The sequence below is a fragment of the Sphingomonas melonis genome (assembly GCF_013409985.1).
In the GTDB taxonomy this organism is placed as follows: Bacteria; Pseudomonadota; Alphaproteobacteria; order Sphingomonadales; family Sphingomonadaceae; genus Sphingomonas; species Sphingomonas melonis_A.
The window spans coordinates 13,966-28,295 of record NZ_JACCBY010000008.1 but is presented as its reverse complement, the minus strand read 5'-3'; the positions used below and the strand labels follow the sequence as shown (position 1 = coordinate 28,295).

The following is a 14,330-nucleotide window of genomic DNA, read 5'->3' as shown; positions in this document are numbered from 1 at the left end:
AGGCGCGACGTGCGCCGCCCCGATCGCCGGGCGGCCCCGGACCCGCGGCGCGCGGCCCGGCATTCGGTCATAAAGGTAGCATTGCGGCGATGACGGACAAGCCAGGGGTCGGCAGCCGGACGGCGGGCAGCGTGGCGTGGCTGATGGTCTCGCGGCTGATGGCGCGCGGCATCGACTTCACCACGCTGATCGTCCTTGCGCGGACGCTGTCGCCGCAGGATTTCGGCCTGATCTCGGTGGCGATGACGCTGATCTTCATCGTCGAGGCGGTGGCCGAGCTGCCGATCGTCCAGTCGCTGGTTCGGCTCGACCAGATCGGCCGCAGCCATCTCGACACCGCCTTCACCATCGGCGTGATCCGCGGCGCCATCCTCGCCATCGTCATCGCCGGCGCCGCCTGGCCCTTCTCCTGGGCCTATGCCGATCCGCGGCTGGTGCCGCTGATCCTGTTCCTCGCGCTGTCGCCGATCGCGCGCGGGCTGCAGAGCCCGGCGATGGTCCAATATGCCCGGCGCATCGATTTCCGCCGCGACCTCATCATCGAGATCGTCAGCAAGGTGTTCGGCTTCTCGGTCGCGGTCCTGCTCGCGATCACCACCCACAGCTATTGGGCGATCGCCGCGGGCACCGTGGTCACGCCGGTCGCCAGCCTGGTGCAATCCTATTGCTTCGCGCCGTTCCGGCCGCGGCTCGCCCTGTCGCAATGGCGCAGCTTCGCCGGCTTCCTCGGCTGGGCGAGCCTCGCCCAGGCGCTCGCCGCGCTGAGCTGGCAGTCCGACAAGCTGATCCTCGGCCGCTTCATCAGCAAGGGGGACCTCGGCCATTTCTCGATGGCGGCGGACCTGTCGTCGGTGCCCGAACAGGTGCTGGTGACGCCGGCGATGCGGCCGCTGATGGCCGGTTTCGTGACGCTCAAGGAATCGCGCGAGCGGATGGCGCGGGCCTATCTGCGCATCTCGCAGACGCTGCTCACCATCGCCGCGCCGGGGATGATCGGGCTCAGCCTCGTCGCCGATCAGGTCGTGCCGGTGGTGCTCGGCGGCAACTGGATCTCGTCGATCCCGATGCTGCGCTGGCTCGCGCTCGCGCCGGTGTTCGTCGTCTGGGTCTCGCCGCTCGACCCCATGGCGATGGCGATGAACCGCACCGCGATCTTCCTGCGCCAGCGCGTCGTCGAGATCCTCGTCAAGCTGCCGCTGCTGATCGCATTGATCTGGCATTTCGGCGTGATGGGCGCGGTGATCGGCCGGGTGGCGACCAATGCGATCCTGATGGTCGTGACGATGGGCTATGTCCGCCAGCTCGTCGGGCTGCGCATCGTCGAGCAATTGCTCGCCCCCTGGCGGATCGCGCTCGCCACCGCCGGCATGGCCGCGGCGATCCTGCTGCTCCCCGACGCGATGCGCCAGTCCCTGTCGCTGGTCGCGGTGATCGGCACGGTCGTAATCGGTGCCTCGGTCTATGGCGCGATCCTGCTCGGCTCCTGGGTCGCGGTCGGCCGGCCGGAGGGGCCGGAGAGCATGGTGGTCGACCGGTTGACGCAGATCGGCCGGCGGTTCGGACGGGCGTAGGAGACGAATAGCCGATCGCTCCTTTCTCCTTGCGTAGCCTGTTTCGCGGGACGTTCGTTTCCGCCTAAAATACGGCGGAATGCAATTTACCGGGGCCGTGAAGTGCTCGGACTGGTCATGCTTTTTGCGGCTGCAACGCAATGCACCGTTGAAAATGCCCGCTATATCCTACGTCACGATCCTGACGTGACTGCCTATTTCCGGCCGGTCGACAGCGGGCCAGAATGGCCCAGCAACGTCGCACTCGCCATCCATCATCGACAATCGGGCAAGACGTTCTGGTGGCTCCCATGGAATGGCGGCACGGATGGTCTCCAGAACGTCGCCTCGACGGAAGATGTCATGCTGAAAGGCTGGCAACCGCCCAACCCGGATGGAGGGCCCCGTCCCTATGGCAATCGGCAATATATCGGCACGGATGCCGCCTACGACCTGATTGATCGCGTTCCACGACGAGGCGATCCTGCGCCGGCGCATATGCTTTTCCCGGACTCCGCGGGCGCGCATGATCCGGTATTTCCACGCAAACAGTTCTTCGACCTCGTGAGTTGCCAGGCGAAGGGCGGCTGACGTGGTCGCAACAGGGACTGCCCTCGCCGGCCGCGCCTAGAAGTCGAGGATGCGGTCCGGGCGCAGCTTGCCGGTGAGCAGGTCCTTCACCGCGCGCCAGTTGCCGGCGACGCGGCCCTTGCGGTCGATCCAGGGTTCGGGGGTGAACGCCTTGGCGTGGTTGCTCGCGATGTTGCGCGCCATCAGCCAGAACGCGTCGCGCGGCGGCATCGTGCCCTTGCGGATCAGGTAGAGCGGGTTGGCGATCTGCGAATAGCCGAGCTTCTGGCCCGGCGTGCGGCCGCCCTTGACCCCCTGGTGCACGCCGACGAAGGCGCCGGTGCGCGCGATCCGGCCGCGGTCGCGCAGCCGGCGCGAGAAATCGACGTCCTCCTGCCAGGCATAGAGCGGCAGATGTTCGTCGAAGCGGATGTCGTGGATCGCCGACCAGCGGAACGCCATGTTGCAGCCATAGGTGCCGAGCGTCTCGTCGAGCGACACGTCGATCGGCGCGTCCTCCGCCTCGAACGCGCGGACCATCGTCGTCGCGGTGGGATAGTCGATCCCGGCGCTGTGGATGCCGTCGGCGAGCAGCCGCCCGGTGGTGCCCACGAGGTCGGGATGCGCCGCGAACACCGCCGCGATCCCCTCGATGCAGCGCCGGCTCGGCACGTAATCGTCGTCGAAGAAGGCGACCACGTCGGGCGCGCTGGTCAGCGCCTCCAGCCCCGAGTTGCGCTGGTGGCACGAGCCCTTGGGGCCGCGCAGCACCTGCACCGACGGATCGGCGAAGCCGGCGGGGATGTCGGCGTCCGAGGCGATCGAGAAGATGATCTCACTCGGGGTCAGCGTCTGGCGGCGGGCGTGCTCGACCCAGCGGGCGAGCTCGACCGGGCGGCCGACGCTGGCGATGACAATGGCGACCTTCATCGTGGCGTTCCTTGGCAGTCCGGGCTTGGCGCCCTGGCCGGATGCGGGGGGCAGGCTCATGCGCGCCGCGCCGCGGGCAGGCAGCGGCGCAGCGTGTCGACCAGCAGATCGCCGGCGCGCGCCCAGGTGAAGGCGGCGGCCTGCGCCGCGCCCGCCGCGCTCATCCGGTCGCGCAGCGCCGCATCCTCGCGCAGCGCGCGGATCTGCGCCTGCCACGCCGCGGGATCGTCGGGTTCGGCGTAGAGCGCCCCCTCCCCGCACGCCTCGGGCAGCGCCCCGCACGGCGCGACGACCGCGGGCGTGCCGAGGATCATCGCCTCGAGCGGCGGCAGGCCGAAGCCTTCGGTGGTCGAGGGCATCGCGAAGCACAGGGCCTGCTCGAGCAGGCCGCGCAATTCGCCATCGTCGATCATGCCGGTGAACAGCACGTCGTCGGGCAGGAAGGGATAGGCGGCGCGCATCTCGTCGGCACCGGCCTTGCCGAGCAGCACCAGCCGGACGTCGCCCATCGCGCCATCGGCGAAGGCGCGCAGCAGCACCGCGATATTCTTGTGCGGCTGCGTCGTCGCCAGCGCGACGACATAGCGGCGCGCGGTGAGGCCGAGCCGCTGCACCGTCCCGGCGTCGCTGGCGAAGCCGAGGATATGGTCGACGCCATTGGGGATGACGGTGATCCGGTCGGCGCGCGCGACGCCGTGTTCGACGAGCTGCTGTTTGGAGAAATGCGAGACGGTCAGCACCTGCAGGTTGCGGCGGCCGAGCCGCGGCAGCAGGAAGCGGTACCAGCGCACGAAGGCGGCCGAATAGGATTGCGGCGCGGTATAGACCTGCGCGTCGTGGATCATCGTGATGCCGCGTGCTGCGGCGAGCGGGCCGACGTTGGACAGCGACAGGATGACGTCGCCCCTCCCCTGCCGCGGCAGGGTGAATTGTTCCCAGATCTGGCCGCCGCGGCGGCCGGCCTGATGCACCGGCAGGCCGGCGATCGTCGCTGCGGCGTCGCCGCGCGGCGCCTCGATCTGCACCCCGGCGGGGAACAGCTGCATCAGTTCGTCACGGCGCGCGGCGAGCTGGTGCAGCAGCGCGGTGGCGACGCGCTGGACGCCGGTCGGCCGGGCATAGAGGAACCGCCCGTTGACGAGCAGCCGCCCCGCCCCCGCGGGTCCGCCGGTCCTGTCCTTGCGCGCCAAACTCGTCCCCCTTCTGCGTCGCCGCGGCCCTAGCGGCTGCCCTTGGCCGCCAGCACCGCCGGCACCGTCATCATCATGATCTTGATATTGAGCCCGAGCGAACGGTGCTTGGAATAGGCGACGTCGAGCGCGACGCGGCGCCGATAGGTCGTGTCGCTGCGCCCGCTGACCTGCCACAGGCCGGTGATGCCCGGCCGCACCCGGCAGTAATCGGCGAAGCGGCGGCCGTAGCGCACCACTTCGGCGTTCACGATCGGCCGCGGCCCGACGATGCTCATCGTGCCGTTGATCAGGTTGAAGAACTGCGGCAGCTCGTCGAGGCTGCTCTTGCGCAGGAAGCGGCCGAGCGGGGTGATGCGCGGGTCGTTGCGCAACTTGTGGTCGCGCGCCCATTCCGCCCGCGCGGCGGGATCGTTGGCGAGCAGTTGCTCCAGCCGGTCGGTCGCGTCGACCACCATCGTGCGGAACTTCAGGCAGCGGAATTCGCGCCCGTTCCGCCCGATCCGCGGCTGCGCGAAGATCAGCGGCCCCGGATCGCTAGCATAGATCGCGATCGCCAGGCCGATCAGCAATGGAGCGAAGACGATGATGGCGATGATGCCGACGATGAGATCGAGCAGGCGCAGGATCAATTCATTGACGGGATGTTCGGACGGGCGATCGGACACGCGCAGTTCACCGCCCCTTTCCTGGGTTAGATACATAACGACAACCCCTTTGCCAGCCCATTCGCACTGCGCCCGTTGCGGTAAGGTTAATACCGCGGAAATAATTCGCGCGCCACTCGTCACCATGGCCGGTTTTGCCGGCGCTACATCATACGATCCTGATAATGGTAGATATTTCCATCACAAACGTGCCCGAAACGGCACAGGATGGGTAAGACGTCCGCCCGATACGGTGCCGGACGGGATCATCGTCGCCGTCATGCCGACACCGGCCTGCCGTGGCCGGCGGTCCTCGGCGCCCGGGCGACGAGCGCGCGGGAAATCTCGACATGGCGGCGCGCGAAGGCATAGGAGCTGAGCCCCTCGGGGCCCATCCGGCGCTGCGCGGCGACCGCCTGGGCGTAGCGGGCCTCGGGATCGGACAACAGCCGGTCGATCGCCCGTTCGAGCGCGCCGGCATCGCCGCTGGGATAATAGGTCACCGAATCGTCGGCGAAATAATCGCGCAGGCCGCCGACATCGCTGGCGATCGCGGCGACACCGTTGAGCGCGGCCTCCTGCAGCACGGTGATCCCCGACGCATGGGCATTGGGCAACAGCGGCACGATCGCAATCGTCGCCTGGCGGTAGAGCGCCTTGAGGTCGTCGTTGGTGCCGACCCCGGCGATCTCGACATTGGCGATCCCCTCGGCCAGCGCCGCGGGGCATTTGGTCGAGACGATGCGCAGCCGCCAGTCGGGATGGCGCGCCACCGCCTGGATCAGCGTCGGCCAGTCGCGATGCACGTCGTTGCCGACCGCGATGATCAGCTGCGGCTCGCCCGCCCGGCCGCGCACGGGCGGCGTCTGCTCGCTCGCGTTGATCCCGAACAGCACCAGCTCGCTCGGCCGGTCGGCGAGACGCGTGCGCGCCAGCGCCAGATTCTCGCGCGAGTGGAAGGTCAGCACGTCGGCGCGGCGCAGCAGCCGGCGGAAATAGGCGCGGCGCAGGCCCGACAATCGCGCCCAGCGATCCATCAGCCAGACGCTCTGCGCCAGCAGGCGGGGCTGATCGGCAGGGGCGACCCGCTGCAACGCGAAGACCTGGCTGATCGCGAGATGCTGGGATTCGGTATGCGTCCAGACCACGTCCGCGGCGCGGATCGCGGCGCGGTTGCGCCACGCGTGGAGGAAATCGAAGCCGAGCACCGCGCGCAGGCCGAGCCGGACCAGCCGGCCGAACCGCCCCTCGGGATGGTCGACCGACGAGGTCATCGCCTCGACCATCGGCGCGGCATGGCGATAGCCATAGGGGTCGCGCTCGTTGACGCCGATCAGCTGGCCGCTGTCGAACCGCCGTCCCCAACGATCCTCGCCGAAGCCATAGGCCAAGTGGACATGAACCTTCATGATCATCGTCCCTATATCAACAGGTTGCCGGCATACTTAACATTGCGACGGGGGCGATCACCGCTGCGACCGCTTGACGTAGGCGCGCACGTAATCGACCGTCATCGCGCGATCGTCGGGCATCTTGTCGACCGGCCAGCCGCCCCCTGCCCCCAGATTGAGCAGCAGCATCTTGGGCTTGAGATACTCGGGCGCCGAGGCGAAACAGGCGACCGAACGGCCGTCGAGGAAGACGTTGATCGCATCCTTCTCGACGCTGACGCCGTAGCGGTGCATCCCGGCGGCCAGCGAGCCCGGCGGCACCCGGACGATCTTCGGCCCCTGGTCGCGGCTCTTGCCGTCGGTCCACAGATGCGTGGTGGCGAGGAAGGTGGCGGGGTCGCGGCCGTAATGTTCGAGCGCGTCGATCTCCGGCGTCGTCTCGCCCTTCTTGCCGAGCGATCCGAGCCAGAAGGCGGGCCAGACGCCGTCGCCCTCGGGCAGGATCGCGCGCATCTCGAAATAGCCGGTGCGTTGCAGGAAGCCGCGCCCCTGCGCGTCGCTCGACGACAGCAGCCCGGAGCGCCATTTGCCGCGCGCATCGCGCTTCATATGGATGGTCAGCAGCCCGTCGCGGACCGAGAAGGGAAAGCCGGGCTGCGGATCGACGAAGGTCGAGGCGCCGAAATCGCCGTTCCACGGCGTATGCGCGGTCCAGCGCGTGCCGGGGCCGCGCGCCGAGACGTCGAGCGTGTCGAACGGCTCGTCGAAGGTCTGGCGATACTGGCGCAGGTCGATCGTCGCCGCGCAGCGCGGCAGCGGGGTGCAGGCGGCGGTGGTGGCCAGCGTCAGCGCGGCACAGCCGGCCATGCCGGCCGATACCAGGCGGCTGCGGTGCGCACGGGGGTCGATGCGGGTCCTGGACAGGGATGGGATCACGGCCACCTTCGCCTTCATGGTTTGGGGGGAGCAGCGCGCCGGCCCTTTGCGGGCCATCGCCGGGTTTCTTGCCCGGCTGGCGACCTCGATTCGCTGCCGCGTCGTCGCGGTTGGCGGCACCGGTCGGCGTCGCCACGCGTCTACGCACCACCGCGCCACCCGATCCGGGGTTAACGCAGAGGTCATACTTTTCTTTAGGCCAGTCGGGGGTTTGGCGCCAGCCGTCGCGCTCGCCGTCCGAATTTGGCACATAGCAGCCCGGCGGCACGCTATCACCGGTCATCCGGCGAAAATAATACGCCGATACGATGGCTCGGTGGGCTACGCCGTTTCCTTCCCTCCCTTACGGTCGGTGCCGACATCCGTTATGCCGACTTCGCTGAGGAGGGGAGCTAGCGTCTTGAGCGGCATGGAAAAATGCCGCCACCGGCGCGGCACGGACACCGATTTGACGAACATATTGACGGCGGTCGCTTGTCCGCCACACAGAGTGGCCGCAAAGGAATTTACGTGATTGGCAATGCTTCCCCGCCGCGATCGTGCATTTGCTACATAGCGAACCAGGGGTATCTGTTCCAATCCTTGGTCAGCGCAATACAGGCGCGTCAGTTCTCGCCGGCGCACTGGGACATTATCCTCTACGACCTGACCCGCGAACCGGGTGAGGAAAGTCGCCGCATCGCGCATGTCTGCGCGGCCAAGGGGGTGCTGTACCGCTGGGAGGACCCCGCCTTCCTCGGCGACCTGCACATCATGAACGCGCGGCTGTTCCTCGATCAGCTGCTGCCGTCCGATTATGAGGAGATCCTCTATCTCGACGGCGACACGCAGGTGGTCGGTGATCTCACCCCGCTGCTCGCCTTCCAGCCGCAGACCGGCGGCCTGTGCGCGGTGCGCGATCCGATGATCTACCTCAGCGGCATCGCCAAGCTGCGCGGCGATCTCGAGGACGAGATCCGCGTGTTCGGCGACGATTACGTCAACAGCGGCGTGTTCCGGGTCAACCGGGCGAGCTGGGCGGCGATCTCGCGCGAGGCGCTGGCGCAGATGGGCGCGGCGACCAGCGACCTGCATTTCGAGGACCAGACGATCATCAACCGGGTGACCGACGGGCACCGCGATTACGCCTCAATCCGCTGGAACTTCCCCGGTTTCGTGCTGGGCTATGGCATCGAGACGATCGCTCCACCCTCGATCGTCCACTTCATGTCCAATCCGCGGCCGTGGCAGGGCGCCTATGCGCCGTGGGGACGCTCGTGGCACAAGCCCTATCTCGCCATCGCGCGCGAATTCCCCGAGATCAGGGAATATTGTGCCGCGTTAGATCTGCGCCGGCGCGCCGCCTACAAAGTCAAGCAGATCGCCAAATCCTATCTCGAACGGCGGGTGTGGAACGAGCCTGAATTGCTGGATCATATCCGTCTTCTGGAATCCCGCGCCGCGATCTGACCGCGACGCCGGCAAGACCCCCGCAAGACGGCGCGTACCGATGGCGGCAAGCCAAAGGCGCGCACTGTTCATCAATCCCGCAGCATAATCCTCGCGCATCGCATTGCTGCCGACGCCGGCCGGCAGCAATGCTTATGTGGGACGATCGAGATGCGACAGGATGCTGGATTATCAAGGCGAAACGCGCTAACTGCACCGGATAAAGCGCCCGACACCGGCAGCATTGCCGCGACGTACGCCCTGCGGAGACACGGGAGCCTCATGTACTCCAGGACTGCCTATTAATGCTTGGCCCGGCGACGTCGAAAAATCTGGTCATCACGCGGGCGGGACCGAAAAGCCTGCACGCGCGCTGGCTGACGCCCGATGACCGGCGCGACTTCGACCTGCTCGTCGCGTCCTTCGACCCGAACAGCCGGCCGATCGACGCGCCCGGCACCTTCCACCGCTTCATCCCCGGCACCAAGGTGCAGGGCTGGCGTGCGACCCTGTCGGACAATCACGATTTCATCGCCCAATATGACTATGTCGCGCTGATCGACGACGACATCGACACCGATGCCGACAGTCTCAGCCGGCTGTTCGCGCTCGGCACGGCGGAGGGGTTCACGATCTTCCAGCCCAGCCTGACCTGGGACAGCTATTTCACTTATGCCGGTACGGTGCGCAATCCGCTGTTCGCGTTCCGCACCGTCAATTACATCGAGATGATGGCGCCCTTCTTCGCGGCGCGCGCGCTGCACCAGGTCGCGCCGCTGTTCGATTACGGCTGGGAAAGCGGCATCGACCTGGTCTGGGGCAGCGCGCTGCCGCCCGAGGACCGCCGCTTCGCGATCATCGACGCCATCCCGATTCGCCATACCCGGCCGGTTGGCGCGCTGAAGGAGGCGAATGGCTTCATTAACCGCAGCTATGAATCCGATATCGACGCGGCGCTCGGCCATTTCACCATGCCCTGGCCCAGCCTCGTTGCCTCGTCCGGCGTGACCGCGGCGGGCGCGCGGGTCGGCCGCTGGGGGCTCGCCTGGCGCGTGCTGGCGCTGCTCCCGCTCGCCGTCCGCTCGCCGACGGGTGGCGCGGTTCGCCGCATCTTCGACCATATCCGCCATCAATGGCTGCGCCGTCCCCCCTATGCCGAGGACGTGCGCGGGCTGCTCGCGCGCGATGCCGCCGGCCGGTTGCGCTGATCGCCGGCGTCCGCCGAAGCGTGACCGATCCGGTACAGATCGCCGGATGACCGTATTTCCTCTGTCTTCATAACATTCTAGACCCCGGCAACGGGTGGTCTGGGCCGCCTCCACAGCAATCGATGGGACCAGTGATGACGATCAAGCGTGTACGCAAAGCGGTATTCCCGGTGGCCGGTCTCGGCACGCGGTTCCTCCCCGCGACCAAGGCGATGCCCAAGGAGATGCTGACCGTCGTCGACAAGCCGTTGATCCAATATGCGGTCGAGGAAGCGCTCGAGGCGGGGATCGAGCAGATCATCTTCGTCACCGGTCGTGGCAAGGGCGCGCTCGAGGATCATTTCGATATCTCCTACGAGCTTGAGGACACGATGCGCGCGCGCGGCAAGTCGCTCGCCGTCATCGAGGGCATCCGCCAGAAGCCCGGCTCGCCGGTCTACGTCCGCCAGCAGGAGCCGCTCGGCCTCGGCCACGCCGTGTGGTGCGCGCGCGAGATCGTCGGTGACGAGCCGTTCGCGGTGCTGCTCCCCGACGAGCTGATGGTCGGCAAGCCCGGCTTCATCGCGCAGATGGTCGAGGCCTATAATCAGGTCGGCGGCAATATCGTCGGCGCGCTCGAGGTCGCGGACAGCGAGACCGACAAATATGGCATCATCTCGCCGGGCGCGGTCGACGGACGGCTCACCGAGGTGAAGGCGCTGGTCGAGAAGCCCAAGCAGGGCAGCGCGCCGTCCAACCTGATGATCCCGGGCCGCTACATTCTCCAGCCCGAGGTGATGCGCATCCTCGAAAGCCAGGAAAAGGGTGCGGGCGGCGAGATCCAGCTGACCGATGCGATGGCGCAGCTGATCGGCCAGCAGCCGTTCCACGGCTTCACCTTCGACGGCGAGCGCTACGATTGCGGCGACAAGGCTGGCTATATCCAGGCCAACCTCGCCCTCGCCCTCGCCCGCGCCGACATCGGCCCGAGCGTCCGCAGCTTCGCCGAGGGGCTGCTCGCCAAGTAGAATGTGTGATAGGCCGACACGTCGACGTGTCGGCCTGTCGACGTGTCAGATTTAATCGATCGCGACACGCCTGCCGGCGGTGCCGCGCGGCTGGCTAATAAGCGTTGCGGTGAAGGATCACGCGTACTGTCAGGAAGATAATCTTGATATCCCGCCAGATCGACCAATTTTCGAGATATTCGAGATCGGCGAGCAGGCGGTTCTTGAGATCGTCCTCCACCAGCGTGGCGCCGCGATAACCGCGAATCTGCGCCAGCCCCGTAAGGCCCGGCTTGGTGGCATGACGCCCCCAATAGCGCTGATCGACCTCCCAGAACAATTTGTCTGCCGCTCGTGAGCCCAAGGCATGGGGGCGCGGACCCACGATGCTCATATCGCCCTTCAGCACGTTGATGAGCTGGGGCAGTTCGTCGACGCTGGTGCGGCGGATAAAGCGACCGACCGGGGTGACGCGATCGTCGTCCCGCGATGTTGATCGATGTCCTGCCCCGTCGAGTTCTCGAACGTACATCGAGCGGAACTTGTACATCCGGAACATCTGGTTGCCGCGCCCGATTCGAACCTGCTTGAACAGGATGGGACCTGGGCTGTTGAAGCGTACGGCAAGCGCAGTAAGGATGAGGAGCGGCGTCAGGCAGATCAAGGCAGCCGACGCAAGCACGAGGTCGAACGATCGCTTGATGATGCGATCCATCAGGTTGAGAGGGCCCACCGCAACGATGATCGTCGGTACGTCGCGGTTGAGACCGAGCCCCAACGGCGCCAAGGCCATCAACTCCGGGACGACAATCTCGCTTTGCACATTGGCGCCACGCAGGGCCTGCGCCCAAGCCATGCGTCGCTCGGGCGCGCATGTCACCACGACCCGGTCCGCGCTGGCGATGAGCGTCGCTAGGCGATCATACATGTGCGGATCATGTTCTTCGGGATCGAAATACGATTCAGCCGCCATGATCATCGAAAAGTCGCCCGGCGGGATGGGGGCGCCTTGGTCGCACAACAGGATCGAGCTGAAGGGATTTCCACCGACAATCCGATCGAGATGGCGCACGAAGGTGTAACGCGCCACACCGAGGAAGACGGTGGCGAGCGCCGACCCGAACCCGATCGTCAGACGCGAGAACGTCGTGCCCGATTTCAGGTAGAAGACCGCAAGGAGAACGCAGCCCGCGGCGAGCACCAGCGCCTGAAGACCACGACGGATCGCCCGGAAGGGATCCTGGAGATTGGCCGTATCATAGGCATCTAGGTTCGACGCGATCAGCGCGTACAGCGGGATCAGCACGAGTGCGAACACCAGCCAGCCGGTATCGAGCGACAAGGCATAACGCGGAATGGCGGCGCACATGAAGCCAGCAAAGATGGCGGCGGCATCGACGCACAAGAGGTATAGGACGGCTCTGAACTGCAACAGCGTGCTACGCGGACTCCAACGTGATCCGGCGCGATGGAAATCGGTCATCGGCTGGTCAGACGGAGAACCGCGTTTTACGATCCGCGGGTTCACATCGTCCAACATGTCAACGCATACCTTAACTTGCCCGTCATCGATACGGCTCATGGGGCAGGGGTAATAACCATATCGGCGGTTAAGCTCAATCGGACGGAGGGGGAGCCGCCTGTTTGGGGGGACGGAAAAGGATTGGCTCTGTCGAAGCTTGGCTTCTGCAAAGCTGTCGCGATCTTACGAAGCAAGTTCAACATTATTTTAACTGACCGTGTCGACACCCCGACACTCCGACATCCCGACACGTCAACATTCCACCACGTTGACGGCCAGTCCGCCGAGGCTCGTCTCCTTGTATTTCGAGCGCATGTCCTCGCCGGTCTGGCGCATCGTCTCGATCACCGCGTCGAGGCTGACGACATGGCTGCCATCGCCGCGTAGCGCAAGATAGGCGGCGTTGATCGCCTTGACCGCGCCCATCGTGTTGCGCTCGATGCACGGGATCTGCACCAGCCCGCCGATCGGATCGCAGGTCAGGCCGAGATTATGCTCCATGCCGATCTCGGCGGCATTCTCGATCTGGCGGTTGCTGCCGCCGAGCACCGCGGCAAGCGCGCCCGCCGCCATCGAACAGGCGACCCCCACCTCCCCCTGGCACCCCATTTCGGCCGCCGAGATCGAGGCGCGCTTCTTGTAGAGCATGCCGATCGCCGCGGCGGTGAGCAGGAAACGGCGTGCCCCCGCACCGTCGGCGCCCTCGATCAGCGTCTCGTAGAAGCGCAGCACCGCAGGCAGCACGCCGGCCGCGCCGTTAGTCGGCGCGGTCACCACCCGACCGCCCGCCGCATTCTCCTCGTTGACCGCCAGCGCCCACAGGCTGACCCATTCGAACACCTCCGCAGGGTTGCGGCCGGGGGCGTCGCCGGTGAGGCTCTGCTGGAGCGCGCGGGCGCGGCGCCGCACCCTGAGCCCGCCGGGCAGCACGCCCTCCTGCGCGATGCCGCGGTCGATACAGGCGCTCATCGCGGCGCGGACCGCGTCGAGGAAGGCGTCGGTCTCCGCCGGGCTGCGCCACGCCTCCTCGTTGGCGCGGACCAGCTCGGCGATCGACAGGCCGGTGGCATCGCCGAGCACGAGCAGGTCGGCGCCCGAGCTGAACGGATAGCGTACCGCGACATTGCCCGCAGCGAGCCGCTCGCCCTTGCGCAGGATCGCGCCGCCCCCGATCGAGAAATAGGTTTCCGCCGCGATGCTGCCGTCGGCGAAGCGCGCGGTGAAGGTCATGCCGTTGGGATGCTCGGGCAAGAAATCGCGCGGATGGAAGACGATGTCGTCGGGGGCGAAGGCGATCTCCGCCCCGCCGCCCAGCGGCAGCCGGCGACGATCGCGGATATCGGCAAGGATCGCGGGCGCCGTATCGGGATCGAGCGCCTCCGGCTGCCAGCCGGCGAGGCCGAGGATCGCGGCGGTGTCGGTCGCATGGCCGCGACCGGTCAGCGCCAGCGAGCCGTACAGGTCGCAGGTGACGCCGGTCGGAGCCCCATGGCCTGACGTCGCCCCCTGCCCCGCCCCCTGCCCCGCCACGCGTTGCGCGAAGTCGAAGGCGGCGCGCATCGGGCCGACGGTATGCGAGCTCGACGGGCCGACGCCGATCGTGAACAGTTCGACGACGCTGATCGGCCGGTCGAGGCCGCGGTCGAGCGGCGTGATGACGGGATCGGTTTGCATGCGGTCCTTCCGCCGGCGTCACCGGCCTGCATGCCCCATCTGTCCCTTGCGCCTGAGATCATTATCCCGTCGGCGGGCACCGGGGGGTGCCACTCTCCAGATGTCCAGCGCCGACCGGTCCTTCTGCCTGAGAGTTTCCGGGGCGGTTGCTCCTTCGGCGCCGGGGCAAGCCCGGTCTCTCCCGTATCGACGCGGCAGACGGTATCATCGCCCGCCCCCCGGTCAAGAGGCGCTGCCGACGTTGCGTCAGGCCGAAGAATCGACATGTCGACAGATCGACCTGTCGATTGATCGTTCG

12 protein-coding genes and 2 riboswitches are annotated in these 14,330 nt (G+C 67.0%); of the genes, 5 read left to right on the top strand and 7 right to left on the bottom strand.

What is annotated here, in order from left to right; genetic code table 11:
* The first annotated feature begins 89 nt into the window (after positions 1-89).
* Positions 90-1,571, top strand: a complete 1,482-nt coding sequence (locus HD841_RS18450) for a lipopolysaccharide biosynthesis protein (RefSeq protein ID WP_179510369.1) — start codon at positions 90-92, stop codon at positions 1,569-1,571.
* Between the two features lie 102 nt (positions 1,572-1,673).
* The gene (locus tag HD841_RS18445; RefSeq protein ID WP_179510368.1) at positions 1,674-2,141 is read left to right on the top strand and encodes a hypothetical protein; all 468 of its coding nucleotides are present in this window, start codon (positions 1,674-1,676) and stop codon (positions 2,139-2,141) included.
* A gap of 36 nt (positions 2,142-2,177) precedes the next feature.
* Here the strand turns inward: HD841_RS18445 and HD841_RS18440 are convergent, their stop codons facing one another.
* The 5 genes from HD841_RS18440 to HD841_RS18420 form a co-directional block, all read right to left on the bottom strand.
* Entirely contained in the window at positions 2,178-3,050 is an 873-nt protein-coding gene (locus HD841_RS18440) for a glycosyltransferase family 2 protein (RefSeq protein WP_257015775.1), read from the bottom strand.
* A gap of 56 nt (positions 3,051-3,106) precedes the next feature.
* Positions 3,107-4,240 (bottom strand): glycosyltransferase family 4 protein, encoded by a 1,134-nt coding sequence (locus HD841_RS18435; RefSeq protein ID WP_179510366.1) that lies wholly within the window; start codon positions 4,238-4,240, stop codon positions 3,107-3,109.
* 29 nt (positions 4,241-4,269) lie between these two features.
* Positions 4,270-4,908, bottom strand: a complete 639-nt coding sequence (locus HD841_RS18430; protein ID WP_373563070.1) for a sugar transferase — start codon at positions 4,906-4,908, stop codon at positions 4,270-4,272.
* A 257-nt stretch (positions 4,909-5,165) separates the two neighbouring features.
* Positions 5,166-6,296: a glycosyltransferase family 4 protein gene (locus HD841_RS18425; RefSeq protein ID WP_179510364.1), complete on the bottom strand. Its 1,131-nt coding sequence runs from the start codon at positions 6,294-6,296 to the stop codon at positions 5,166-5,168.
* A gap of 57 nt (positions 6,297-6,353) precedes the next feature.
* Positions 6,354-7,214 carry a glycoside hydrolase family 16 protein gene (locus HD841_RS18420; protein ID WP_179510363.1) on the bottom strand — a complete coding sequence of 287 codons (861 nt, stop codon included), beginning with the start codon at positions 7,212-7,214 and terminating at the stop codon, positions 6,354-6,356.
* Positions 7,215-7,796: 582 nt separating this feature from the next.
* Between HD841_RS18420 and HD841_RS18415 the strand changes: the two genes are divergently transcribed.
* The 3 genes from HD841_RS18415 to galU all read left to right on the top strand — a co-directional run bounded on the left by HD841_RS18415 (position 7,797) and on the right by galU (position 10,857).
* Positions 7,797-8,663: a glycosyltransferase family 8 protein gene (locus HD841_RS18415; RefSeq protein WP_179510362.1), complete on the top strand. Its 867-nt coding sequence runs from the start codon at positions 7,797-7,799 to the stop codon at positions 8,661-8,663.
* A 284-nt stretch (positions 8,664-8,947) separates the two neighbouring features.
* Entirely contained in the window at positions 8,948-9,850 is a 903-nt protein-coding gene (locus tag HD841_RS18410; RefSeq protein WP_179510361.1) for a hypothetical protein, read from the top strand.
* 134 nt (positions 9,851-9,984) lie between these two features.
* Positions 9,985-10,857, top strand: a complete 873-nt coding sequence (gene galU, locus HD841_RS18405; protein WP_179510360.1) for a UTP--glucose-1-phosphate uridylyltransferase GalU — start codon at positions 9,985-9,987, stop codon at positions 10,855-10,857.
* A gap of 94 nt (positions 10,858-10,951) precedes the next feature.
* Here galU and HD841_RS20825 read toward each other — a convergent pair whose 3' ends face one another.
* Both HD841_RS20825 and HD841_RS18395 read right to left on the bottom strand, forming a co-directional pair.
* Complete coding sequence (locus HD841_RS20825; RefSeq protein WP_257015773.1) at positions 10,952-12,418, bottom strand: sugar transferase; 1,467 nt, start codon at positions 12,416-12,418, stop codon at positions 10,952-10,954.
* A 192-nt stretch (positions 12,419-12,610) separates the two neighbouring features.
* Entirely contained in the window at positions 12,611-14,032 is a 1,422-nt protein-coding gene (locus tag HD841_RS18395; RefSeq protein WP_179510359.1) for an L-serine ammonia-lyase, read from the bottom strand.
* A gap of 36 nt (positions 14,033-14,068) precedes the next feature.
* Positions 14,069-14,135, bottom strand: a riboswitch (glycine riboswitch).
* A gap of 2 nt (positions 14,136-14,137) precedes the next feature.
* A riboswitch (glycine riboswitch) is annotated at positions 14,138-14,227 on the bottom strand.
* Between the last annotated feature and the right edge of the window lie 103 nt (positions 14,228-14,330).